At 61.4% G+C, this 24,057-nt stretch carries 19 protein-coding genes and 1 pseudogene; 11 read left to right on the plus strand and 9 right to left on the minus strand.

Features of this window, described 5'->3' with window-relative positions:
• Window positions 1–87: 87 nt before the first annotated feature.
• From addB to hslV, 4 genes and pseudogenes are all read left to right on the plus strand, one after another.
• Window positions 88–2,556: pseudogene (gene addB / locus RMO18_RS08020) on the plus strand (double-strand break repair protein AddB); the annotation flags it as partial.
• Complete coding sequence (gene addA, locus RMO18_RS08025; protein ID WP_309665093.1) at window positions 2,553–5,888, plus strand: double-strand break repair helicase AddA; 3,336 nt, start codon at window positions 2,553–2,555, stop codon at window positions 5,886–5,888. The pseudogene addB and the gene addA, both read left to right, overlap by 4 nt.
• Window positions 5,889–5,947: 59 nt before the next feature.
• The gene (gene trxA, locus RMO18_RS08030) at window positions 5,948–6,274 is read left to right on the plus strand and encodes a thioredoxin (protein WP_309665094.1); all 327 of its coding nucleotides are present in this window, start codon (window positions 5,948–5,950) and stop codon (window positions 6,272–6,274) included.
• A 94-nt stretch (window positions 6,275–6,368) separates the two neighbouring features.
• Complete coding sequence (hslV, locus tag RMO18_RS08035; protein ID WP_309665095.1) at window positions 6,369–6,929, plus strand: ATP-dependent protease subunit HslV; 561 nt, start codon at window positions 6,369–6,371, stop codon at window positions 6,927–6,929.
• Here the strand turns inward: hslV and RMO18_RS08040 are convergent.
• Window positions 6,916–7,194, minus strand: coding sequence for a BrnA antitoxin family protein (locus RMO18_RS08040; RefSeq protein ID WP_309665097.1), 279 nt, complete (start codon window positions 7,192–7,194; stop codon window positions 6,916–6,918). The two genes, hslV and RMO18_RS08040, sit on opposite strands and share 14 nt — an antisense overlap.
• A gap of 168 nt (window positions 7,195–7,362) precedes the next feature.
• Between RMO18_RS08040 and RMO18_RS08045 the strand changes: the two genes are divergently transcribed.
• Genes RMO18_RS08045 through mutS form a run of 4 tightly spaced genes read left to right on the plus strand, consistent with a single transcriptional unit; the run spans window position 7,363 to window position 13,375 of the window.
• Window positions 7,363–8,439 (plus strand): hypothetical protein, encoded by a 1,077-nt coding sequence (locus RMO18_RS08045; protein WP_309665098.1) that lies wholly within the window; start codon window positions 7,363–7,365, stop codon window positions 8,437–8,439.
• The gene (gene hslU / locus RMO18_RS08050; protein WP_309665100.1) at window positions 8,436–9,734 is read left to right on the plus strand and encodes an ATP-dependent protease ATPase subunit HslU; all 1,299 of its coding nucleotides are present in this window, start codon (window positions 8,436–8,438) and stop codon (window positions 9,732–9,734) included. Before RMO18_RS08045 ends, hslU begins: the two co-directional genes overlap by 4 nt.
• Entirely contained in the window at window positions 9,731–10,744 is a 1,014-nt protein-coding gene (locus tag RMO18_RS08055) for an aldo/keto reductase (protein ID WP_309665101.1), read from the plus strand. Before hslU ends, RMO18_RS08055 begins: the two co-directional genes overlap by 4 nt.
• A 24-nt stretch (window positions 10,745–10,768) precedes the next feature.
• On the plus strand, window positions 10,769–13,375 hold the full coding sequence (gene mutS / locus RMO18_RS08060; protein ID WP_405054033.1) for a DNA mismatch repair protein MutS: 2,607 nt from the start codon (window positions 10,769–10,771) through the stop codon (window positions 13,373–13,375).
• Window positions 13,376–13,462: 87 nt separating this feature from the next.
• On the opposite strand, the gene RMO18_RS08065 is transcribed toward mutS, so the two are convergent.
• Window positions 13,463–13,993, minus strand: a complete 531-nt coding sequence (locus RMO18_RS08065; protein WP_405054032.1) for a nucleotide exchange factor GrpE — start codon at window positions 13,991–13,993, stop codon at window positions 13,463–13,465.
• A 26-nt stretch (window positions 13,994–14,019) separates the two neighbouring features.
• Window positions 14,020–15,090 carry a heat-inducible transcriptional repressor HrcA gene (gene hrcA, locus RMO18_RS08070; RefSeq protein WP_309665105.1) on the minus strand — a complete coding sequence of 357 codons (1,071 nt, stop codon included), beginning with the start codon at window positions 15,088–15,090 and terminating at the stop codon, window positions 14,020–14,022.
• Between the two features lie 118 nt (window positions 15,091–15,208).
• Between hrcA and rph the strand changes: the two genes are divergently transcribed.
• From rph to hemW, 3 genes are read left to right on the plus strand one after another with little or no spacing between them, the layout of a single operon-like run.
• Complete coding sequence (rph, locus tag RMO18_RS08075) at window positions 15,209–15,925, plus strand: ribonuclease PH (RefSeq protein ID WP_309665106.1); 717 nt, start codon at window positions 15,209–15,211, stop codon at window positions 15,923–15,925.
• Entirely contained in the window at window positions 15,925–16,530 is a 606-nt protein-coding gene (rdgB, locus tag RMO18_RS08080; RefSeq protein ID WP_309665108.1) for an RdgB/HAM1 family non-canonical purine NTP pyrophosphatase, read from the plus strand. Before rph ends, rdgB begins: the two co-directional genes overlap by 1 nt.
• A gap of 14 nt (window positions 16,531–16,544) precedes the next feature.
• The gene (hemW, locus tag RMO18_RS08085; RefSeq protein ID WP_309665121.1) at window positions 16,545–17,720 is read left to right on the plus strand and encodes a radical SAM family heme chaperone HemW; all 1,176 of its coding nucleotides are present in this window, start codon (window positions 16,545–16,547) and stop codon (window positions 17,718–17,720) included.
• Here hemW and RMO18_RS08090 read toward each other — a convergent pair.
• The 6 genes from RMO18_RS08090 to rho form a co-directional block, all read right to left on the minus strand.
• Window positions 17,717–18,637 carry a ParB/RepB/Spo0J family partition protein gene (locus tag RMO18_RS08090; RefSeq protein ID WP_309665110.1) on the minus strand — a complete coding sequence of 307 codons (921 nt, stop codon included), beginning with the start codon at window positions 18,635–18,637 and terminating at the stop codon, window positions 17,717–17,719. The genes hemW and RMO18_RS08090 overlap by 4 nt on opposite strands.
• Before the next feature lie 4 nt (window positions 18,638–18,641).
• Window positions 18,642–19,454, minus strand: coding sequence for a ParA family protein (locus RMO18_RS08095; protein ID WP_309665112.1), 813 nt, complete (start codon window positions 19,452–19,454; stop codon window positions 18,642–18,644).
• Window positions 19,438–20,073 (minus strand): 16S rRNA (guanine(527)-N(7))-methyltransferase RsmG, encoded by a 636-nt coding sequence (gene rsmG / locus RMO18_RS08100; RefSeq protein WP_309665114.1) that lies wholly within the window; start codon window positions 20,071–20,073, stop codon window positions 19,438–19,440. Before rsmG ends, RMO18_RS08095 begins: the two co-directional genes overlap by 17 nt.
• Window positions 20,070–21,935, minus strand: coding sequence for a tRNA uridine-5-carboxymethylaminomethyl(34) synthesis enzyme MnmG (mnmG, locus tag RMO18_RS08105; protein WP_309665115.1), 1,866 nt, complete (start codon window positions 21,933–21,935; stop codon window positions 20,070–20,072). Before mnmG ends, rsmG begins: the two co-directional genes overlap by 4 nt.
• A gap of 12 nt (window positions 21,936–21,947) precedes the next feature.
• On the minus strand, window positions 21,948–23,240 hold the full coding sequence (gene mnmE, locus RMO18_RS08110; protein WP_309665116.1) for a tRNA uridine-5-carboxymethylaminomethyl(34) synthesis GTPase MnmE: 1,293 nt from the start codon (window positions 23,238–23,240) through the stop codon (window positions 21,948–21,950).
• 30 nt (window positions 23,241–23,270) lie between these two features.
• A partial coding sequence (gene rho, locus RMO18_RS08115; protein WP_309665117.1) for a transcription termination factor Rho occupies window positions 23,271–24,057 on the minus strand: 787 nt, incomplete at its 5' end.

A 24,057-nucleotide genomic window follows, 5' to 3' on the forward strand; every position in this document is an offset into this window, starting at 1 on the left:
AGGCATGCCCGCTCGCCCCGTTGGCGCGCGCGATACGGCCATCTTCGGACAGGATGAAATCCGACTTCGGACCGTGTCCTGCCGCCTGCGCATTGGGCGCGTACCAAGGCCTTCCTCGGGATCGTGGCAGATGCCCTGAGCGGCGATGCCCCCGATGCCGAAGCGCGCCAGCGGCTTGCCGTTCGGGCAATGATTGCGCAGTGGAACCGCGATCCGCCTGATCATCCGGTGATCCTTGCGGGTTCTACCGGATCGCGCGGGACAACGGCGCTGTTGATGCAGGCGGTTGCCCGTTTGCCACGCGGCGCGGTTGTGCTGCCGGGCTTTGACTTTGACCTGCCAGAGGGCGTTTGGGCGGCGATGTCGGACGCCTTGACCGCAGAAGACCATCCGCAGTTTCGCTTTCGCCGCCTGATGGATGTGCTGGACGTGGGGCCCGAGGCGGTTCAACGCTGGACCGCCGTGGCGCCGCCCGCGCCGGATCGCAACCGGCTGATCTCGCTGTCGCTGCGCCCGGCGCCAATCACTGACCAGTGGCTGACGGACGGGCCTGCCTTGCCTGACCTCTTGCCCACCACCGAAGATCTGACCCTGATCGAAGCCCCGTCGGAGCGGGCCGAGGCGGTTGCCATTGCGTTGATCCTGCGGCAGGCGGCGGAAACCGGCACCAACGCGGCGCTGATCTCGCCCGACCGCAATCTGACCCGCCGCGTGGCCGCCGTGCTGGACCGGTGGGGCATTCGCCCTGACGATTCTGCCGGACAGCCACTCGCCTTGTCTGCACCGGGCCGTTTTCTGCGCCATGTTGCAGACCTGTTTGGCCGAAAGCTGACGGCGGACATGTTGCTGACCTTGCTGAAGCACCCGCTGGCATTCTCTGGCCCCGGGCGCGGCCAGCACCTTCGCCTGACGCGTGAGCTGGAGCTGCATATCCGGCGCAATGGCCCGGCCTTTCCGACCGCTGAGGCGCTGGACGCCTGGGCCACAGCGCAACGCAGTGAAGCAATGGTGCCTTGGGCGAGAGTGATTGGGCAAGCTGTCTGTGGGCTGGAAACAGTTTCTAACATGGCGCTTTTCGATCAAATCGCGGCGCACCGCCGTGTGGCGGAGCAGCTGGCGCGCGGCCTTGCGGTGGAGGGCGCGGGTGAACTTTGGGACAAGGCCGCCGGGATCGAGGCCCTTGCTGCCGTGACCGAGCTGGAGCGCGAAGCGGATGCCGGATGCACGTTTTCTGCCGCCGAGTACGCGATGCTTTTCAACGCCGTCCTGCAACGGCGCGAGGTGCGGGATGCGCCGCAGGTTCACCCCGGCATCATGATATGGGGCACGCTGGAAGCGCGGGTTCAGGGTGCTGATCTGGTGATCCTTGGTGGTCTGAATGACGGGATCTGGCCCGCCCAGCCCGCGCCGGACCCATGGCTTAACCGCCAGATGCGCAAGGAGGCGGGGCTGCTGTTGCCTGAACGCCGGATCGGATTGTCGGCGCATGACTACCAGCAGGCAATCGGTGCAAAACGGGTCGTCCTGACCCGGCCCTTGCGCAACGCTGACGCCGAGACGGTGCCGTCGCGCTGGTTGAACCGGCTGACCAATCTGATGGCAGGCCTGCCGTCGCGCAATGGGCCAGACGCGCTTGCCGCGATGCAACGGCGGGGCAAGCACTGGCTGGACCTTGCGGCGGCGCTTGAGGCACCGGTTGGCGAGCCTGCCCCCGCCCCGCGCCCGTCACCACGGCCGCCGGTCAGTGCCCGGCCCAGCAAACTGTCGCTGACCCGGATTGAACGGCTGATCCGCGACCCCTATGCGATTTACGCCACCTATGTCTTGCGGTTGCGAAAGCTGAATCCGCTGCGCCCGGAACCCGACCCACGTCTGCGCGGCGAGGTTCTGCATGCCATTCTGGAAACCTTTGTGCGGCGCGCGCAAACGGTGCCCGCCGACCGCGACCTGTTGCTGGCGATTACTGATGAGATTCTGTCCAGCCGGGTTGCCTGGCCCACGGCCCGGGCGATCTGGCGGGCGCGAATAGACCGGGCGGCGGATGCGTTTGTGGTGTTTTCGGCCTCCACTGGCGGCAGGCCGGTGGCGATTGAACAACAGGGTTCGGTGACCCTTGCCGATCTTGGCTTTACCCTGCACGGCACCCCGGACCGGATTGACGAGTTGCCCGACGGAACATTGCATCTGATCGATTACAAGACCGGCGACCCACCATCCGAGGCCAAGCAGCTTGCGTTCGACAAGCAGCTTTTGCTAGCCGCGGCGATGGCTGAACATGGCGGGTTCGCCGATCTGGGGCCGCGCGAGGTGCGCAAGATCACCTATGTCGGCATCAAGGGTGACGTGAAGCAGGTTGAAACCGAGATCACGCCCGACAGGATTGCCGAAGTGTGGACAGGTCTGCACAAGTTGATCGCTTTCTATGCCCGGCCAAGTCAGGGCTATACCTCGCGCAGGGCCATGTTCGAGACGAATTTCCCCGGTGATTTCGACCATCTGGCGCGGTTCGGCGAGTGGGATCTTTCGAACAAACCAACGCCGGAGGATGTTGGATGACGCTGACCGCCGCCTCGCTTGCCCAGATTGCCGCAGCCGATCCGCACAAGAACACTTGGCTTTCCGCCAATGCAGGGTCCGGCAAGACGCGCGTGCTGACAGACCGGGTGGCGCGGCTTTTGCTGGGTGGCGTGCAGCCCCAGCACATCCTGTGCCTGACCTACACCAAGGCCGCCGCGTCCGAGATGCAGAACCGGCTGTTCAAACGCCTGGGCGCCTGGGCGATGAAGCCAGATGAAGACCTGCGCCGCGATCTGCTGGAGCTTGGCGAGGCGGAGCTTTCTGCAAGCCGCCTGTCACGGGCTCGTCAGTTGTTTGCCCGCGCGATTGAAACCCCCGGCGGTCTGCGCATCCAGACGATCCACAGCTTTTGTGCCACCCTTTTGCGCCGCTTCCCGTTGGAGGCGGGCGTGGCCCCCGCTTTTACCGAAATGGACGACCGCGCCGCACGGCTGTTGCGGGCGGAAATCGTTGAAGAAATGGCCGATGGTCTGGCGCCCGCGCTGATCAAGCGGTTGACTCAGGTCTACACCTCTGAGGATTTTGGCAGCCTGATCGAACAAGTCGCCCGCGAGCGCGCGCAGTTTTCGCGCCCGCTAAATCTTGATCAGGCGCTTGTCTTGTTTGGCCTGCCTGCCGGGACTGGTGCTGCTGACATTCTGTCACTGGCCTTTCTGGGCGGCGAGGCGGGTTGGATGCCGGACGTGCTGGGCGCCCTTGAAAGCGGCAGTGTCACGGATGTGCGGGCGGCGGCTAGGCTTCGCGGTCTTGATTTTGATCAGCCCGATTTGCGGGTTCTGGAAACGCTCGAGTCCATCCTGCTTTTGGGTGAGAACAAGGTTGCAGAGAAAAGCTTTACCGCCAAGATCGACAGCTTTCCGACCAAGGACACCCGGGCGCGACTTGTCGAACTAATGCCACGGCTGAACGATTTGATGGGAAGGGTTGAAACCGCCCGCCGAACCCGCATTGCGTTGAAGGCGGCGGAAAAGTCTGCCGCGTTGCATGCCTTTGCAGCCGTATTCTTGCCGCTGTACGAGGCGCGGAAATCGGCGCGCGGTTTGCTTGATTTTGACGATCTGATCACCCGCGCGCGCGGCCTGCTGACCGATCCGTCGCTGGCCGCCTGGGTGCTGTTCCGGCTGGATGGCGGTATTGACCACATTCTGGTGGATGAGGCGCAGGACACCAGCCCCGATCAGTGGCAGGTGATCGAAAGCCTGGCGGCAGAGCTGACATCCGGGCTTGGCGCGCAGACGCGGCCGCGAACGCTGTTTGTGGTGGGCGATAAAAAGCAGTCGATCTATTCTTTTCAGGGTGCCGATGTTGCGGCCTTTGACCAGAAGCGCGATCTGTTCGCCACGCGTCTGGCGGGGGGCGACAACGGTCTTGCTGACCTGACGCTGCAGCATTCGTTCCGGTCCTCGCCCGCGATCCTGCGGTTGGTGGACCATACTTTCACCGGGCCTTTGCAAACCGCGCTTGGCGGCGAGGCCAGCCACATCGCCTTTCATGAGACCCTTGCGGGGCGGGTCGATCTGTGGCCGCCGATGGACGGTGCCGAAAAGGCGGACACGGGAGAGTGGTTTGATCCCGTTGACCTTCCGGGAACCGAGCATCCGGCGGTGCAACTTGCCCGCAAGATCGCGGATGAGATCCATCGGATGATTGCGGACGGGGTGCAAATTCCGCTCACCCAAAAAGACGGCGGTCCGGTCGCGCGCCCGGTGCATGCGGGGGATTTTCTGATACTGGTGCAGCGCCGATCCCTGCTGTTTCAAGAGATCATCCGTGCCTGCAAGGCGCGAAAGCTGCCGATTGCCGGGGCAGATCGGCTAAAGCTTGGGGCCGAGCTTGCGGTAAAGGATCTGGCGGCCCTGCTGGCGTTTCTGGATACGCCCGAGGATGACCTTTCGCTGGCTGCCGTGTTGCGATCGCCGCTTGGTGGTTGGACGGAGGCGCAGCTTTTCAGTCTCTCGCACGGCAGAAAAGGCTATCTTTGGGAAGCGCTGCGCGAACATCCGGACCACATTGAAACGCGCACCTTCTTGCAAGACCTGCGTGATCAGGCCGACTATCTGCGCCCCTATGACCTGATCGAACGCGCGCTTCAACGCCATGACATGCGGCGCAAGCTCTTGTCGCGCCTTGGGCCAGAAGCCGAGGATGGGATCGACGAGTTGTTGTCGCAGGCACTGGCCTATGAACGGTCAGAGGTGCCGAGCCTGACCGGGTTTCTGGTCTGGCTGGAGACCGACGATGTCGAGGTAAAGCGCCAGCTGGACGGCGAAGGCCACCGCATCCGGGTGATGACAGTGCATGGCGCAAAGGGCCTGGAAGCGCCGATCGTGGTCCTGCCAGACACCGTGGACCGCAAGCCGCCGGACCGCGACGAGATCTACCGCGCACCGAATGGCGTGGCGCTGTGGAAAACGCCGGATGCCGAAAGCCCGGCCCTTGTTGCGGCGGCGCGGCAGGCGCGGCGTGACCGGCGTGGCGAAGAAAGCCTGCGTCTGTTGTATGTGGCGATGACCCGCGCGCGTTGCTGGCTGATCGTGGCGGCCGCCGGTTCACTGAAAACCGATACCGCGTGGTACACCCTGCTGCGGGGTGGGGCTGAGGCGATTGGCGTTGCGCCGCTGTCTGATGGGACAATGCGGCACGCGTTTGGGCAATGGCCCGAAAACCGCCCCGTCAGGACGACGGCACCCGATGTGGTGGCATTGCCCGTCTGGGCAGAACGCGCTGCGCCTGAACCGCCGAAGGCTGCCGTGGTTCTGACGCCGTCTGACCTTGGCGGTGCCAAGGCATTGGTCGGGGAGCCGCTTTTCAGTGAAGATCTCGCCAAAGCACGGGGCACTGCACTGCATCTGTTGTTGGAACGCCTGCCGCTGATCGGGCAGGACGGCTGGCCCTTGCGTGCGCAGGCGCTGATCGCCGATCCGGCGCTGTGTGCCGATCTTCTGGCCGAAGCGACGGCGGTATTGTCCGATCCCAACCTCGCGCCGCTGTTTGGCCGCGATACACTGGCCGAAACCACCGTTACCGGCGCGTGGAATGGCCAGAGGATAGCGGGCACCATCGACCGGCTGGTGCTGGTTGCCGACCGGGTGCTGATCATCGATTACAAATCGAACGCGCTGATCCCGGATGCGCCGGAAAAGGTGCCCGAGGGCATCCTGCGTCAGCTTGGCGCTTATGCGCATATCATCGGGCAAATCTACCCTGACAGGCGGATCGAGACGGCTGTTCTGTGGACCCGCGCGCCCCAACTCATGCGGGTCGATCCCGATATCGTGAGGTCCGCCCTGGCACGAGCCGCTATCGCTTGACGTTCCCGGCCCGCGTCCCTAGCTTTGGTGGCCGACATATTCCATTAGGAGAAACGATCATGGGCGTTGCAACCGTCGCCGTGACTGATGCCACTTTTGACGCCGAGGTCCGCAAATCCACCCTTCCGGTGGTGGTGGATTTCTGGGCCGAATGGTGCGGCCCATGCCGCCAGATCGGCCCCGCGTTGGAGGAACTTGCGGCCCAGTACGCTGGCAAGGTCAAGATCGTGAAAGTCAACGTTGACGAAAACCCCGATAGCCCGGCTGAGCTGGGCGTGCGCGGCATTCCGGCGCTGTTCATGTTCAAGGACGGTCAGGTGGTTTCCAACAAGGTAGGCGCGGCGCCGAAAGCGGCGCTGGAAACGTGGATCAAGTCGGTCATCTGAAGCGGCCAAGGTTTGTTCAAGGGGCGGTCCGAACGGGCCGCCCTTTCGTTTTGCGGCCAGAGCGCACATATTGCGGCAAAGCAGCGAGGCCAAGATGGCAGAAGACAAGTTTCCCGGCTGGCATGGTACCACGATCCTTGCGGTCCGGCGTGGCGGCGAAGTGGTGATGGCCGGTGACGGACAAGTCAGTCTGGGCAATACGGTGATCAAAGGCACGGCGCGCAAGGTGCGGCGGCTGTCGCCCGGTGGGTTTGACGTGGTTGCAGGGTTCGCAGGATCAACCGCCGATGCGTTTACCTTGCTGGAACGGCTGGAGAAAAAGCTGGAGGCCGCACCGGGGCAATTGGCGCGGGCCTGCGTGGATCTGGCCAAGGATTGGCGGATGGACAAATACCTGCGCAATCTGGAGGCCATGCTGATCGTCACGGACGGGCGCGATCTTTATGTGATCACCGGCGCGGGCGATGTGTTGGAGCCGGAGCATGACGTCGCGGCCATCGGTTCTGGTGGCAACTTTGCCCTGGCTGCGGCGCGTGGGTTGATGACCACCGATCTGCCGGCCGAAGATGTCGCGCGCAGGGCCATGGCGATTGCCGCGGATATCTGTGTCTTCACCAATGGCCATCTGACCATCGAGCGGATCAGGTCTGCCTGAGCTTCTTTTTTGCCTGCATGTAGGCGAGAAGAACGGCGTTCATCCGGGTCTGGTAGCCGGGGCCTTCGCTCTTGAAGAAATCCAGCACATCTGGGTCAACCCGGAACGAGATGGGTTTCTTGTGCGAAGCGTCTGGAAGATCGACGTTCAACCAATCGGCATCGAGATCATCATCCGGTTGCCGGTACTCTGCCCCGAGAGTGAGCGTGGTTCGCAACGCCCGCTTTTCCGCAATACTTAGGCGTTTGCGCTTTTCATCGCTCATGCCGCGACAGCCATTCTTTAACTACCTGTGATTGCAGGGTTTTTTCGGGCGTATATACAGAATGGTATACGGTATGTACAGTGTGTCAATACCGTTCGTCCGCACTTGGTTTGCTGTGGCAAAGCCTTTATCTGTAAGGGGCAAACCCGTTCAAATGGTGATCCAGACATGACCCCCGAAGACCTTCTCGCCGCCGTTGCCGCCGGTATCCTGAACGAGGCGCAGGCGGCGTCGATCACCGCACTGGCGAATGACCGATCGGGCAAACGCGCGTCGTTGCCTGCCGAGGATGAGCCGTTCGAGTTCTTCCGGGGGTTTTCCGAGATCTTCGTCTCGATCGGCCTGATCATTTTGTTGTTGGGGATCTTTGCCATGCTGGCGTGGTTCGGAGGCGTGGCGCTGATGTCGATCCTGCCGCTGATCTGTGCGGCAATCTGTTGGTGGTGGGCGACGTATTTCACCCTCAAGCGGCGGATGAACCTGCCGTCGATGGTGTTGGCTACGGCCTTTGGGGGCGGCATCTATCTGTCGGCAATCACCATTCTGGCGCAGGCGGATGTTGCTTTGCGTGGAACGGTGGTCTTGGCTTTCTTGTTGGCTGCGATTGGGATGGCGGTCTGGTACCGGAAATTCCGGTTGCCGTTTTCCGCCTTCATTCTGGGGCTGTTTGCTTTGGGCGCGCTGTATACGCTGACTGCGTCGCTGGATTCGCTGGGCGGCTTTGTGTCGGGTGACCGCAGCGGAATGGTGGGACTGTTCGATCTGCGCGAAAGCCCGCAGTTCGCTTTTGCGACACTGGGTTTTGGCATCGTGACCTTTCTTGTGGCGATGTGGTTTGATACGCGCGATCCGTATCGGCTGGGGCGGCATGCAGCGACCGCCTTTTGGCTGCACATGCTGGCGGCACCCGCGCTGGTTAACACGGTGGCGCTGACGCTGTACAACACCGGGGGCACGGCGGGGATCGGGCTGCTGATGGTGGCTCTGGCACTCATCACCGTGCTGGCGCTGGTAATTGACCGCCGATCGTTCCTGACGGCGGCGATCGCCTATATCGCGCTGGTGATTGCCTGGGTCGCGGGCGATGGCGGCAACTTCGGCACCTGGACCTTCATTCTGATCGGGCTGGGCGGGCTGATCACGGCCATCGGCACCTGGTGGGTGCCACTGCGCGCCCTGGTGATGCGGGTGCTGCCGAACTTTCCCGGCAAATCCAGCCTGCCGCCCTATGGGAGCACCGAATGACCGACCTGACCCCGCGCGAGATCGTATCGGAGCTTGACCGCTATATCATCGGTCAGGACGCGGCCAAGCGGGCCGTGGCCGTGGCCCTGCGCAACCGCTGGCGGCGCAAGCGGCTGGGCGATGATCTGCGCGACGAGGTTTATCCGAAGAACATCCTGATGATCGGGCCCACGGGCGTCGGCAAGACCGAGATCAGCCGCCGTCTGGCAAAACTGGCAAAAGCGCCGTTCCTGAAGATCGAGGCGACGAAGTTCACCGAGGTCGGCTACGTCGGCCGCGATGTCGACAGCATCATCCGCGATCTTCTGGATGTGGCAATTGCCGATACCCGCGCGCAAATGCGCGAGGATGTGAAGGCGAAAGCGCAGAAGGCGGCGGAGGACCGGGTGATCGAGGCGCTGGCCGGCAAGGACGCGCGCGAACAAACGCGCGAGATGTTCCGGGCCAAGCTGAAGACGGGTTCGCTTGACGATACGATGATCGAAATCGAAGTGGCCGACGCTACCCCGGCCTTTCCGATGATGATGGGCGGGCAGGGAATGGACCAGATGCAGGGCCTGCAGGATATGCTGGGCAAGGCCTTTGGCGGGCGGTCAACCCGCAAACGGTTGACGGTGGCCGACAGTTACGAGGTTCTGATCGGGCAGGAAGCAGACAAACTGCTGGATGATGAGGCAGTGAAGACCGTCGCACTGGAGGCGGTGCAGGAGAACGGGATCGTTTTCCTGGACGAGATCGACAAGATCTGCGCCCGGGCCGATGCGCGGGGAGCCGATGTCAGCCGCGAGGGCGTGCAGCGGGACTTGCTGCCGCTGATTGAGGGTACGACGGTTTCAACAAAGCACGGGCCAGTGAAAACCGACCATATCCTGTTTATCGCCAGCGGCGCCTTCCACATTGCCAAACCGTCGGATCTGTTGCCGGAACTGCAGGGCCGCCTGCCGATCCGGGTCGAATTGCAGCCGCTGACGGAAGGCGATTTCGTGCGCATCCTTACTGAGACGGACAATGCGCTGACGCTGCAATACTCTGCCCTGATGGCGACGGAGAAAGTGGCGGTGACCTTCACCCCTGACGGCATTGCCGCTTTGGCGCGAATTGCGGCCGAGGTGAACCAAAGCATTGAAAACATCGGCGCGCGCAGGCTTTATACCGTGATGGAGCGGGTGTTCGAGGAGCTGTCCTTCACCGCACCCGACCGTTCGGGAGAGGCTGTCATCGTGGATTCCGCTTTCGTAGAGACCAATCTGGGCGCACTGGCACGGTCTGCGGACGTGTCGCGCTACGTGCTGTGAGCGTCATTGCACCCAAAGCACCGCGCTGGCCGGGCGACTGGCCGCGCTTTGGCATGGGCGGCGCGGCGCTCGGCAACATCTTTGCCGACTTCTCGGACGAGGACGCAAAGGAAACCTTTGCCGCTGCTTGGGATGCCGGGGTGCGCTATTTCGACACCGCCCCATGGTATGGCCACGGGCTGTCGGAACACCGTTTGGGCACCGCGACGCGAAACTGGCCACGGGAAGACGTGTTCATCTCAACCAAGGTCGGCCGGGTGTATGACCCCGCGCCGCGCGGGCAGGATGCGCGGGTGCAGTGGCAGGGCGGGCTGAATTTTGCGGTACGGTACGACTATTCCGCCGACGGGTTCGCTGCGTCATTCGCGCAAAGCCAGTTGCGTTTGGGCCAGCCGTCGGTCGATGCGCTGATCATCCACGATCTGGACCGCGATTATCAGGGTGCGGCATTTGACGGCCATATGACCGCGCTGACCGGATCAGGGCTGGCGTATCTGCATCAGCTCAAGGCCGATGGGGTGATTTCGGCGGTTGGCATGGGGATGAATACGCTGAAGGATTTCACGGAAATCGCGCCGTGGATCGATGTCGATTTCTTTCTGGTCGCCCTGCCCTACACGCTGGCCAATCAGGCCGCGCTGCATGGCCCGATGGCCGACTGCGCCCGGCGCGGGATCAAGGTGATCATCGGTGCGCCCTTCGCCTCGGGCCTATTGGCTGCCCCAACGGCGCCGGGCGTGATGTATGCTTATGCGCCGGCCAGCCCACAGATGGTGAACAAAGCGCTGGCGATAGAGGTGATATGCTTGCGCTATGGCGTTCCGCTGGCCGCCGCCGCGCTGCAGTTTCCGTTGCTGCACCCTGCCGTCATCGCAGTCATTCCCGGCGCGGTGTCAGCGGCGCAGGTGCGGGCCAATGCGGCGAATGTGGCGCTGCCGATCCCTGCCGACGTCTGGGCCGACCTGAAAGCGGCCGGGCTGATCGACCCCGATGCGCCGACCGGTGAGTAAGTGACTGACGACGCCACAACGCCGATGATGGCGCAATATCTGGAGATCAAGGCGCAGAATCCCGGCGCGCTGTTGTTCTACCGGATGGGTGATTTCTACGAAATGTTCTTTGACGATGCGGTTGCAGCGTCGGCTGCGCTCGACATCGCGTTGACCAAACGCGGGTTTCATCAGGGCGAACCGATCGCAATGTGCGGCGTGCCAGTACTTGCCGCCGAGGGATATCTGCTGACGCTGATCCGCAAGGGCTTTCGCGTGGCGGTTGCCGAACAGCTTGAAGACCCGGCCGAAGCGAAGAAGCGCGGTTACAAATCGGTGGTGCGGCGCGATGTGGTTCGGCTGGTCACCCCCGGCACGCTGACCGAGGATTCACTGCTTGAGGCGCGGCGGCATAACTTCCTTTGCGCATTTGCTGAAGTGCGGGATGCGGCGGCACTAGCCTGGGCCGATATCTCCACCGGTGAGTTTCGGGTCATGCCGTCCAGCCTTGCGCGGCTTGGCCCAGATCTCGCACGCCTCGCGCCGCGCGAGGTGCTGATAAGTGAGGCGCGCGAGCGGGAGTTAGAGCCTAACATCGCGGAAACAGGGGCTGCGGTGACGCCCCTGTCACGCGGCAGCTTTGATTCTACCGGCGCGGAAAAACGGCTGTGCGAGATGTTTGGGGTAGGGTCGCTGGATGCGTTCGGCACGTTTGACCGGGCCGAAGTGTCGGCGATGGGCGCGCTGGTAGACTATCTGCACCTGACGCAACGGGGCCGGATGCCGCTGCTGCGACCGCCGATCAAGGAGCTGCATGGCGGCACCCTGCAAATCGATGCCGCGACGCGCCGGAACCTGGAGCTGACCTCGGCGCTGTCCGGCGGCCGCGAGGGATCGCTTCTGGCGGCGGTAGACCGGACGGTCACAGCCGCTGGCGCGCGCCTGCTGGAACGGCGAATTTCGGCGCCATCGCTGGATCTGGCGCTGATTCATCGGCGTTTGGTGGCGGTGCGGGGGCTGATTGAGGATGGACGGCTGCGGGAAAGCCTGCGAGACGCGCTGCGCCGGGTGCCGGACATGGACCGCGCACTGTCACGGATCGCGTTGGACCGGGGCGGGCCGCGGGATCTGGGTGCAATCCGCGCCGGGCTGGAACAGGCTGAGCGGATTGCCGGCATGGTGACGGGCGGCCCGGAATTTCTGATCGAGGCGGCAGGCGCGCTGGTCGGGCATTCGGCGCTGGTGGATCTGCTGGACAGGGCGCTGGTGGCCGAACCGCCCCTTCTGGCGCGCGATGGCGGGTTCATTGCAACGGGCTATGACGCAGCCCTGGACGAGACGCGCAGCTTGCGCGACGAAGGGCGCGGCGTGATTGCGCGGATGCAGGCCGAATATGTCGCCTTGACCGGGGTAACCAGCCTGAAGATCAAGCACAACAACGTGCTGGGATACTTCATCGAGACGACAACGACCCACGAAGACCGGATGCGCGCGATGCCGGAGGTGTTCATCCACCGGCAGACGACGGCGGGTCAGGTGCGGTTTACAACGGTGCCGCTGAGCGAAATCGAGACTCGGATTCTGAACGCCGGAAACCATGCGCTTGAGATCGAAAAGCGGCACTATGAAAGCCTGAAGGCCGCCGTTTTGGTAGATTCAGTGCCAATCGGCCTTGCCGCGCGGGCGCTGGCTGAAATTGATCTGACAGCCGGGTTTGCAGACCTCGCCGCAGCGGAAGACTGGGCAGAACCAATGGTCGACGAAAGCCGCGCCTTCCTGGTAACGGGCGGGCGGCATCCAGTGGTTGAGCGTGCTTTGCGCAGGCAAGGGGCGGGGCCGTTTGTGGCCAATGACTGCGCACTGACCGAGGGGGGCACCCCGGCGATCTGGCTGTTGACCGGGCCGAACATGGCGGGGAAATCCACTTTCCTGCGACAGAATGCCCTGATCGCGTTGCTGGCACAGGCGGGTAGTTTTGTTCCGGCAGCTTCGGCGCGGATCGGGCTGGTCAGTCAGGTGTTCAGCCGGGTGGGCGCTGCAGATGATCTGGCGCGAGGACGGTCCACCTTCATGGTCGAGATGGTGGAAACGGCGGCGATCCTCAATCAGGCCGATGACCGGGCGCTGGTGATCCTGGACGAAATCGGGCGGGGGACCGCCACATATGACGGCCTGTCCATCGCCTGGGCAACGCTGGAACACTTGCATGAGGCGAACCGGTGCCGGGCACTGTTTGCCACGCATTATCATGAAATGACTGCACTGGCGGGCAAGCTGGCGGGTGTGGAAAACGCGACGGTCACCGTAAAGGAATGGGAAGGCGACGTGATCTTCCTGCATGAGGTCAAGAAAGGCGCCGCTGACCGATCCTACGGCGTGCAGGTGGCCCGGTTGGCGGGGCTGCCGGCAAGCGTGGTGGAGCGGGCGAAGGTGGTTCTGGAGGCACTGGAGAAAGGCGAGCGCGAGGGTGGCTCACAGAAGGCGTTGATCAACGATCTGCCACTGTTTCGGGTGGCCCCGGCGACGGCGCCAAGACCCCAAGCAAAGCAGTCTGCGGTCGAGGCGCGGTTGCGTGACGTTCACCCTGACGAGCTGACGCCGATGGAGGCGCTCAAGCTGCTCTATGAGCTGACGCAAGCCGTTAAAAGTTAAGTCAAATTCAGCTTCCTCTTCCCGAAATATCCTCGGGTGGGGTCCGGGGAGGGCAGACGGTCCTCCCCGGCCTTGATGCAGCAAACCTCAGCCGGGAGTGGAAGAGACGCCCACCTGTGCCGGACGCAACAGCCGGTCGTGCAACATGAAGCCTTCGGTCATCATCTGAATGATCTGGCCGGCCTTGGTGCCTTCGACCGGCGCTTCGAACATTGCCTGGTGCAGTTGCGGATCGAACATCTCGCCAATCGCGGGGGCAATCGGCTTCATACCGTGGCGCGTCATTACGGTGGTCAGTTCGCGCAGCGTAAGCTCCACGCCCTCGATCAGCGCAGCGGCATTGGACCGCTGTTCATCACCAACCGCGTTGAGCGCGCGGTTGAGGTTGTCAAACACCGGTAATAGATCACGCGCCAGCCGGGTGCTGCCATATTGTTCAGCCTCGCGGCGGTCCCTGTCGGCCCGCTTGCGCGAGTTTTCAGCATCGGCCAAAGCCCGCATGAACTTGTCGCGCATGTCATCGCGTTCGGCGCGCAGAACTTCGATCTCGTCCTCCAGGACCGATGTGCCGAGATCTTCCACGTCGATTTGTTCCGAAGCGGCCTGTTCTTGAACCATGTTACTTTCCTTATCTTCTTGCATGATCAGACCTTGCCTCGCTCTGAGATAAGGCGGCCAACCAGTTGCGCAGTGTAATCCACTATTGGCACGATCCTGCCGTAGTTCAGGCGGGTCGGGCCGATCACACCCACCGCGCCGATGATTTTCCGATCAGCGTTCATATAGGGAGAAACCACAAGACTTGAACCGGAAAGTGAAAAAAGCTTGTTCTCGGAACCAATAAAAATGCGCACACCTTCGCCGGCATCGGCCAAGCCCAGAAACTCGGCGATGTCCCGCTTGCGCTCCAGATCATCAAAGAGCGACCGGATGCGTTCGATATCGCCCAGATCGGTGGCGCTATCGATTAGATTGGCGCGCCCACGCACGATCAGGCGCTCGGAGTTTTCGCCGGGGTTCTCCCACAGGGCGATGCCGCTTTCGACCAGATCTCTGGCCAGAACGTCAATCTCCTGGCGTCGCCGCGCGATGTCGGAGGCAAAGGTCTTGCGCAATTCGGTCAGCGTCTTGCCTTCAGCGAGAGCGTTCAAAAAGTTCGCGGCCTCACGCATCGACGATGGGGTTTGGCCTGGTGGTGGAGTGAATATCCGATTCTCCACCTGACCATCGGCAAACACCAGCACGACAAGGGCGCGGTCGGGGGCCAGGCTGACAAATTCGATGTGGCGGATTGGGGCTTCGCGCTTTGGTGCCAGCACAAGGCTGGCGCTGCGGGTGATTCCGGAAAGCGCGGCACCCACATGATCAAGAAGCGTGGAGACGTCGTGGTCATTGGCCCCCAGCGTGGCATCAATCTTTTCCTGATCTTCGCGAGCGACGGACCCGACCTCGAGCAGGCTGTCGACAAACATACGCAGGCCGAGTTGGGTGGGAATGCGGCCAGCAGACACGTGCGGACTGTCCAGCAAGCCAAGAGATTCAAGGTCTTGCATCACATTGCGCACCGTGGCGGCGGATACCTTTTCGGTCAGCGTGCGGGTCAGCGTGCGTGAGCCGACAGGACCGCCGGAATCAAGGTAACCCTCAACCACGCGGCGAAACACCTCGCGCGTGCGGTCGTTCATGTCCGACAGAATCGTTTGGGCATCAGACATTTGACAAACGATCGCCAGGGTCTTCATGGCGTGGTGTCAATTGGGCAGGCGTCAATCGGGGTTGCATCGGGGGTCCTTGCTTGCGTATGTGGCCACGTCCCATTGGAAAGGTAATTCTATGCGCCCGTCAGGCAGGAAGTTAAGCGAACTGCGCCCGGTTTCAATCGAAACCGGCGTGATGAAGCATGCAGAGGGGTCTTGCCTGATCAAGATGGGGGCAACCCATGTCTTGTGTTCTGCCACGATCGAAGACCGTCCGCCGCCATTCTTGAAGAACACCGGGCTTGGCTGGGTTACCGCGGAGTATGGGATGCTGCCGCGCGCCACCAACAGCCGGACCCGCCGTGAAGCAGCTGCGGGTAAGCAATCTGGAAGAACACAGGAAATTCAAAGGCTTATTGGGCGAAGCCTGCGGGCTGGCGTGGATCGGAACGCGCTTGGCGAACGTCAGATCGTTATCGATTGCGACGTGATCCAGGCGGATGGCGGCACGCGCTGTGCATCGATCACCGGCGGTTGGGTCGCGCTGCGTTTGGCGATGAACAAGCTTATGGCGTCTGGCGTGGTGGTCAGCGATCCGATGGTAGACCATATTGCGGCAGTGTCCTGCGGGATTTACGCAGGGCAAGCGGTGCTGGATCTTGACTATGCTGAGGATTCGACCGCCGGAACAGACGGCAATTTCGTCTTGCTTGGGTCGGGCCGGCTGATCGAAGTACAGATGTCCGCTGAGGGGGCTTCGTTCTCTCGGGATGAGATGGCGGAATTGCTGGATCTGGCGCAGGCCGGGACGGATGCCTTGATCGCAGCCCAGAAAGCTGCGCTGGGCCTCTGATGCGGACCGTGGGCGATACGCTGTTGGTGGCAACACACAACCACGGCAAGCTGGAAGAGATTTCTCAGCTTTTGGCCCCCTACGGCGTGTCGGTCGTTAGTGCTGGCGAACTTGGTTTGCCGGAACCGGAGGAAACTGAGACGACTTTTGTCGGCAATGCCCGGATCAAGGCGCATGCAGCAGCGACAGCGGCGGGACTTCCGGCGCTGGCGGATGATTCCGGACTTTGCGTCGGCGCGCTGGGCGGGGCGCCGGGGGTTTTCACGGCTGATTGGGCGACAACCCCATCCGGCCGGGACTTTCAAATTGGAATGGCGCGGGTCTGGCGCGAGCTGGAAGACCTTGCTGCGCCCTTTCCCAGACTGGCGGAGTTTCATTGCACTCTGGTGCTCGCTTGGCCAGATGGCAGCGATTTGGTTTTCAACGGGACAATGCTGGGTCAGCTGGTCTGGCCTGCTCGGGGGGTTCAAGGCCATGGGTTTGACCCGATGTTCCTGCCAGAGGGTTACGCCCTTACCTGCGGTGAGATGGACCGCTGGGAGAAGAACAAGGTGAGTCACCGGGCGGACGCGTTTCGCAAGCTGGTGGTTGCGTGTTTCACGTGAAGCATTCCGAGCCGATGACGCAGGATTGGCGCAATGCGGGCTTTGGCTTGTACCTTCATTGGCCGTTCTGTCAGTCGAAGTGCCCATATTGCGACTTCAACAGCCATGTGTCAGCGCAGATTGACCAAGTGAGGTGGCAGGCTGCCTACCTGAGCGAGATCGACCGGATCGGGCGCGAAACCGAAGGGCGCGTGTTGAACTCGGTGTTTTTCGGCGGGGGGACGCCGTCATTGATGGATCCGGCATTGGTGCAGGCAATACTTGACCGGGTTCGCGCGACCTGGACGCTGGCGAACGACATCGAGGTGACGCTCGAGGCCAACCCGACATCGGTGGAGGCGGGCCGTTTCGCGGGCTTTGCTCAAGCGGGGGTGAATCGCGTTTCTCTTGGAATTCAGGCGCTTAACGATGCGGACTTGCGGCGCCTTGGCCGCCTTCACTCCGCTGCAGATGCGCGCCGGGCGATTGATATTGCGCAGGCGGCGTTCGACAGAGTGAGTATCGATCTGATCTATGCGCGGCAGGGCCAAGGGCTGCAGGCTTGGGAAGAGGAGCTGCAGCTGGCGCTCACCTTGGGCACCGATCACCTGTCGCTTTATCAGTTAACAATCGAGGACGGGACGGTGTTTGGCGAAATGCATGCAAAGAACCTGCTTTGCGAGCTTCCGGCAGAGGCGCTGTCTGCAGATATGTTTGAACTGACTCAAGACCTTACGTCAAAGGCTGGCTTCGCCGCCTACGAAGTTTCGAATCATGCGCGGTCGGGAGCGGAATCGCTGCACAACTCAATCTATTGGCGTATGGGCGATTACGCGGGGATCGGTCCTGGCGCCCATGGGCGGCTAACCCTGGATGGGCAACGCCTTGCAACTGAAGCGGGGCGTCTGCCTACGGATTGGCTCCAGTCCGTGGAATCCGGTGGCACCGGGGAGCACCCAAGGCTGATCCTCGACGCTGGCGATCAGGGCGTGGAATATGTGATGATGTCGCTGCGGCTTAGGGAGGGCACGTCGTTAGCGCGGTTTCGGGCGCTAACGGGGCGCGACCTTCCGCAAGGCGCGCTGGACGACCTGGTCGGACTGGGGCTTCTGGTTTGCGAAGACGACTGGATACGTACAACTCCGCAAGGGGTCATGGTGCTGAACGGTGTGTTGCGAGCCTTGCTGGCAGACCGTCTCAGCGCAGCCTAAAACTCCGACATGTCCGCATCCCGTGGTATCAGCGACAGAACTCGACACAACATGTCGAGGTCATCAAGGCTGTTGTAGCGAATTGTCAGGTGGCCCTTGTCCCCTCCGGGTTCGTGGTCGATACGAACTAGCATACGAAGGTTGGCCGAAAGATCAGCCTCGATTGCCAGAGTGTCCGCATCCTTCTGAAAAGAGCGGCCGCGCGGACCTGACGTTCCCTTTTGGCGGGGACTCCCGGACTTTCGAACGAGATCCTCGGTATCGCGCACGGACAGGCCCTTGCCGACCACAAGCTTCGCCAAATCCAGCGCGTTGGGGCTGGAAATCAACGCCCGCGCATGCCCCGCCGTCAACGTGCCGGCGCGCACCATGGACTGGACTTCGTCTGGTAGAGTCAGAAGACGCAGAAGGTTGGCAACGTGGCTGCGGCTGCGGCTCAGCGCTTCGGCGAGCTTTTCCTGTGTATGTCCAAAGCGCGACATCAATTGACGAAATCCCAGCGCCTCTTCGATGGCATTCAGATCTTCGCGCTGGATGTTCTCTATGATCGCGACCTCAAGCACCTCACTGTCGCTCAGCTCTCGAATTACCACTGGGACTTCGTGAAGCTGGGCCAGCTGGGCGGCACGCCAACGGCGCTCACCGGCGATGATTTCGAACTTGCCGCCTTCTGCCTTTGATCGCACGATCAATGGTTGAATGACACCTTTTTGCCGAATCGAATCCGCCAAGCTAAGAAGCTCTTCGCGCCCGAAATCGATACGCGGCTGATGCGGATTTGGCTCCAGATTCTCGACCGGGACCATGATTTCCGATCGCGGGGCTGACCCTCCGCCTTCTGACCCAAGCAGGTTGACGTCTGCCATGAGGGAAGACAAGCCTCTGCCCAAACCGCGCTTCTCGCCTTTTTGAGTCATGGGATCAAGCCTCTGTCAACATTGGGTTTTTTCTACGTAGCGCGATTTCCTTTGCTAGCGCGCGATACGCCACTGCGCCTTTTGACAGCGGCTCGTAGGTCAAGACTGGCATGGCGTGAGAGGGCGCTTCGCTGACACGGACATTACGCGGAATAGTTGTTTTCATCACCAGCTCTCCCATGGTGGCCCGGGCATCAGCCTCAACTTGGGCAGTGAGCTTGTTGCGCAAGTCATACATTGTCAGCACGATGCCTTCGATCCGCAGCGATGGGTTTGCCGAACGTCGCACGTCGCGAATGGTTAACATCAGCTGCGACAGGCCTTCAAGCGCGAAGAACTCGCATTGAAGGGGGACCAGAACGGAGTCGCAGGCCACTAAGGCATTGATTGTCATGAGACTGAGCGAAGGTGGACAGTCCAGTAGGATGTAGTCAAATTGGTACTCGTCCATCAGGGGCTGATGAAGAGCGTCGTGGAGCAGGAAGCTCCGCTTTTCGCGGGACATGATTTCAAGGTCTGCAGAAGACAGGTCTGCGTTCGCCGGAATGATCCAGAGGGATGGCACACCGGTCGGTCTCACCACATCCTGCGGTACCGCCCCTTCGACGATGAGGTCATAGCTGGTAAGCTTGCGCCCCTCCGGCCGGACACCAAGCCCCGTCGACGAATTTCCTTGGGGGTCAATATCGACAAGAAGCACGCGGTTGCCGAGCTCAGCCAACCCCGCGGCGAGGTTGATCGCCGTGGTGGTTTTTCCCACTCCGCCCTTCTGATTGGCCAAAGCGATGATGTGCGGTTGATCAGACAGGGTGTGCACGATGTATGTTCCTGATCAACAAGATTGCCGCGTTTGTATCGGACATGCTTGGGACGCTTTCGCTGTCATAGTCCCAGATCGCTTTGGCTTCAGCGATCTCTTCATCTCGCCGGGCGCCCTTTGGAAACATGGCAACACCGTCCGGCCGTAAGTGCCGCTCAGCGAGCCCAAGCAGTCCGGAAAGTGAGGTTAGGGCCCGAGCAGAAACCACGTTACCACCTAGCGGTGGCGTGGTTTCGATGCGCCCTAGAATGACCTCTGAAGATAAGCCCAAGGCCCGGCGCGCTTCTCGCAGGAAGGTCGCCTTACGTGCATCGGATTCGATTAATGTGACACGCATGGACGGGGAAAGCTCCCGCGCGATTACTGCGATAACAAGGCCAGGAAATCCGCCGCCTGATCCCATATCGACCCAATGAGCAGCCATTAGGTTGGACAGCCCAAAGAGTTGTGCTGAATCAAGAATGTGGCGCGACCAGATGTCGTCGGCAGAAGACTTGCTGACCAGATTGATCGTTTTATTCCACCGCAGCACCAGGGCTTCCAGTGATTTTAGTGCGGCGTATGTTTCACGTGAAACACCAAGACGGGCAAGAGGATCAGGATGATCGTGACTCACCCGGCCCTCCGCAGGCTGTCGGCCTTGCGAAGGTGCGCCAAGATCAGCAAGAGCGCGGCAGGAGTCATTCCCTCAATCCGAGCAGCTTGCATTATGTTTTCCGGAGCAGTTCGTATCAGTTTCTGCTTCAATTCACTTGATAGCCCAGAGATGTGAGAATACTCAAACGTTGCCGGGATCAGCTGTTCTTCTTGCTTCCTCAGATCGGAGACCTCCTTAGCTTGCCTATCAGAATACTGGTCATAGATCGCCTCGATCTGCAGCTGATCCAGCACGGCCCGATCAATGGTTGCATAGGTAGCGATCTGATTTTGCAGCACCGGGATCTCGGCGCCCGGCAAAGCAAGCAGCGCGAAAGCGCTACGTCTGAGTCCATCCTGGCTTACCAAGATGCCCAAATCAGACAAGACTGTTGGCGAAAACCTAGCCGATTGCAATGACTTCCTTGCATCATCCAGCGCGGATGACTTCCTGTGGAATGATTCTGCGCGTACGATCCCAACACATCCGATCTCGACCCCAACTGGAGTAAGCCGTTGGTCAGCGTTGTCCGCTCGCACCGTAAGCCTGAATTCCGCACGCGATGTGAACATGCGATAGGGCTCGGAAACTCCTCGCGAGATCAGGTCGTCAATCATGACGCCGATGTAGCTCTTTGTGCGGCTAAACTCGATTGGGGGCCGTCCGGTCGCCGACAGAGCTGCATTCAGTCCTGCAACTATGCCCTGCGCTGCAGCCTCCTCATACCCGGTTGTCCCGTTGATTTGTCCAGCGAAGTACAGACCCGGAATAGCTTTCGTCTCCAGCGTCCTGCGCAATTCTCGTGGGTCGAAGAAATCGTATTCGATGGCATAGCCGGGTTGCAGAATGATCGCAGATTCAAGGCCGACAATCGATTGCACGTACTGCCACTGCACGTCTTCGGGGAGCGACGTTGAAAGGCCGTTTGGATAGACGGTGTGGTCATCCAAGCCTTCAGGTTCCAGAAACACCTGATGCGATACCTTGTCGACAAAGCGAACCACTTTATCTTCGATTGATGGGCAGTACCGGGGACCGACGCCCTCGATGTGACCACCATACATTGCGGACTTGTTCAAGTTAGCTCGCACAATCTGGTGTGTCTGCTCAGACGTATGGGCAATTCCACAGGCAACCTGCCGGGCAACAGGGCCCGCACTCATGAACGAGAACATTGTCGGTGACTCGTCCCCAGGCTGGGACTCCAGCCGTGACCAGTCGATCGTCCGTCCGTCAAGGCGCGGTGGTGTGCCTGTCTTTAGTCGACCGCGCGCAAGACCCAGCTCACCCAACTGCTCGGCAAGAAGCTGCGACGGTCTATCGCCCATGCGGCCACCCGACACCTTGCGATCCCCAATGTGGATCACACCGTTCAGAAAGGTTCCTGCCGTCAGAACTACACAAGAGCTCATAAGGCTGGTGCCAGACGTCAGCTCCACGCCCGAAATTGCGCCGGCAAAGAGAGTGAAGCGCGCCACCTCGGCCTCTATGATATCCAAGCCTTTGAGGCTTCGCAGTTCCGCCTGCATGGCCGCGCGGTACAGTTGCCGGTCAATCTGCGCTCTCGGGCCCTGCACTGCCGGACCCTTGCGACGATTCAACAGCCGGAACTGGATTCCTGATGTGTCCGCCATCCGGCCCATCACGCCATCAAGCGCGTCAATCTCCCTTACCAGATGACCCTTGCCTAAGCCGCCGATCGCCGGGTTGCATGACATCACGCCAATGCCGTCGGCCTTCAGCGTCACAAGCGCTGTTCGTGCACCCAGGCGAGCTGCCGCGGCCGCGGCCTCTGCCCCGGCGTGACCGCCGCCGATCACAAGAACATCATACTGTTTCACGTGAAACTATCCTCACTTGCCAATGCAGAAGCTTGCAAAGATCTCTCCAAGCAAGTCTTCCACATCCACCCGACCCACCAGCGCATCCAGGGCCCGAATCGCCCGTCTCAATCCGTCGGCAGCTATCTCAACTCTGGCTCCCTGTCCTACCACTTCCCTGCGGACCTGTTCCAGTGCGACGATGGCCTCGCTGACGGCAACCCGGTGTCGCGTGCGCACCAAAGCGCCAGCAGACCCAACCCGCCCCTGCAAGATCTCGCCCACCTTTGCCAGAACCTCGGAAACACCGTCGCCTGTCAGGCCTGACACCGCCAGCCCATCCGTTGCCCGGCGCGCCCGGTCAGACTTGCCCAGAACAATCACATCATCCGACCGCGGCGTCAGGAACAAGACGTCCTCATCCGCCTCCACCAAGAACAATCGCAGATCGGCCCCGTCAGCACGCGCCAATGCCCGTTCGATTCCCGTTCGCTCCAACGCGTCATCGGTGTCGCGCAGCCCTGCGGTGTCCAAGAATGTCACCGCAAGACCGCCGATGTCCATCCGCACCTCGATCACGTCTCGGGTGGTCCCTGCAATCTCGGATGTTATCGCAGCCTCGCGACCCGCCATTCGGTTCAACAGCGTCGACTTCCCGACGTTCGGTCTGCCAACAATCGCCACTTCAAAACCATCACGAATTCGTTCCGCCGCTGCAACACCGGCTGCCTGCTTGCGCAACTCGCCCAACAGTCCGTCGATCAGCGCCAGCACCTCCGGCGTCACATCGACAGGCACGTCTTCATCGGCAAAATCGATGGTGGCCTCAAGTAGTGCGGCTGCCCGCAACAGACTTCGACGCCAGACCTCAACGCGCTCACCAATATCACCCGCCAGAACACGGACCGCCTGACGCCGCTGCGCCTCGGTTTCCGCATCAATCAAATCCGCCAGGCCTTCAACCTGAGCCAAATCCAACACCCCGTTCTCCATCGCACGTCGGGTGAACTCACCAGCCTCCGCCAGACGCAATCCTGACTGCGCGCTTAGCGCCGACATCACGGCAGCCACCACTGCGGGCCCGCCATGAACCTGAAACTCGACCACATCCTCGCCGGTAAAGCTGGCGCCCTTCTCAAAGACCAGAACAAGCGCCTCATCCAGAACATCGCCGCCCCAACTCAGGCGTCGCAGGCCCGCTACACGCGGCTCGGGCAAGGTGGCGCACAATGCCAAACCCGCAAACCTGGCTTCAGGCCCGGACACCCGAATAACGGCCAGCCCAGACCGCCCGCGCGCCGTCGCCGGTGCAAAGATCGTGTCCATAAATGCTAACCCTATGATTCAAAATAAAAATCAGGTGTTCATGGAATCGAAGAAGTCCGAATTGGACTTGGTCTGCTTCAACTTCCCAATCAGGAACTCAATCGCGTCGGTGGTGCCCATCGGGTTGAGAATACGCCGCAAAACATAGGTTTTCTGCAGGTCCATCTTGTCCACCAGCAGGTCTTCCTTACGGGTGCCAGACTTCAGAATGTCCATCGCCGGGAACACCCGCTTGTCAGCAACCTTGCGGTCCAGCACAATCTCGCTGTTGCCGGTGCCCTTGAATTCTTCGAAGATCACCTCGTCCATGCGGCTGCCGGTATCGATCAACGCCGTGGCGATGATGGTCAGCGATCCGCCCTCTTCAATGTTCCGCGCCGCCCCAAAGAACCGTTTTGGCCGCTGCAGGGCGTTGGCATCCACGCCCCCGGTCAGCACCTTGCCGCTTGATGGCACCACCGTGTTGAACGCCCGCCCAAGCCGGGTGATGCTGTCCAGCAGGATCACCACGTCGCGCTTGTGCTCGACCAGCCGTTTGGCCTTTTCGATCACCATTTCCGCCACTGCCACATGCCGTGTCGCCGGTTCGTCAAAGGTCGACGACACCACCTCGCCCCGCACCGAGCGTTGCATGTCGGTCACTTCCTCAGGCCGCTCGTCGATCAGCAGCACGATAAGATAGCACTCCGGATGGTTCATCGCGATCGAATGCGCGATGTTCTGCAACAGCACCGTCTTGCCGGTGCGGGGCGGGGCCACGATCAGGCCGCGCTGGCCTTTGCCGATGGGGGCCACCAGGTCGATGATGCGGGCAGAG

Origin of the sequence: Tabrizicola sp. (assembly GCF_031377265.1) — a bacterium.
Classification (GTDB): Bacteria; Pseudomonadota; Alphaproteobacteria; order Rhodobacterales; family Rhodobacteraceae; genus JAUYQR01.

Bases quoted from the DNA above. Each gene is read 5' to 3' on its own strand.
- rdgB (WP_309665108.1), top strand. From the start codon at position 15,925: ATGCGGACCGTGGGCGATACGCTGTTGGTGGCAACACACAACCACGGC.
- RMO18_RS08065 (WP_405054032.1), bottom strand. From the start codon at position 13,993: ATGGTTCAAGAACAGGCCGCTTCGGAACAAATCGACGTGGAAGATCTC.
- addA (WP_309665093.1), top strand. From the start codon at position 2,553: ATGACGCTGACCGCCGCCTCGCTTGCCCAGATTGCCGCAGCCGATCCG.
- hslV (WP_309665095.1), top strand. From the start codon at position 6,369: ATGGCAGAAGACAAGTTTCCCGGCTGGCATGGTACCACGATCCTTGCG.
- trxA (WP_309665094.1), top strand. From the start codon at position 5,948: ATGGGCGTTGCAACCGTCGCCGTGACTGATGCCACTTTTGACGCCGAG.
- RMO18_RS08040 (WP_309665097.1), bottom strand. From the start codon at position 7,194: ATGAGCGATGAAAAGCGCAAACGCCTAAGTATTGCGGAAAAGCGGGCG.
- RMO18_RS08045 (WP_309665098.1), top strand. From the start codon at position 7,363: ATGACCCCCGAAGACCTTCTCGCCGCCGTTGCCGCCGGTATCCTGAAC.
- RMO18_RS08090 (WP_309665110.1), bottom strand. From the start codon at position 18,637: ATGACTCAAAAAGGCGAGAAGCGCGGTTTGGGCAGAGGCTTGTCTTCC.
- rph (WP_309665106.1), top strand. From the start codon at position 15,209: ATGCGCCCGTCAGGCAGGAAGTTAAGCGAACTGCGCCCGGTTTCAATC.
- mnmE (WP_309665116.1), bottom strand. From the start codon at position 23,240: ATGGACACGATCTTTGCACCGGCGACGGCGCGCGGGCGGTCTGGGCTG.
- hemW (WP_309665121.1), top strand. From the start codon at position 16,545: ATGACGCAGGATTGGCGCAATGCGGGCTTTGGCTTGTACCTTCATTGG.
- hslU (WP_309665100.1), top strand. From the start codon at position 8,436: ATGACCGACCTGACCCCGCGCGAGATCGTATCGGAGCTTGACCGCTAT.
- hrcA (WP_309665105.1), bottom strand. From the start codon at position 15,090: ATGTCTGATGCCCAAACGATTCTGTCGGACATGAACGACCGCACGCGC.
- mutS (WP_405054033.1), top strand. From the start codon at position 10,769: ATGATGGCGCAATATCTGGAGATCAAGGCGCAGAATCCCGGCGCGCTG.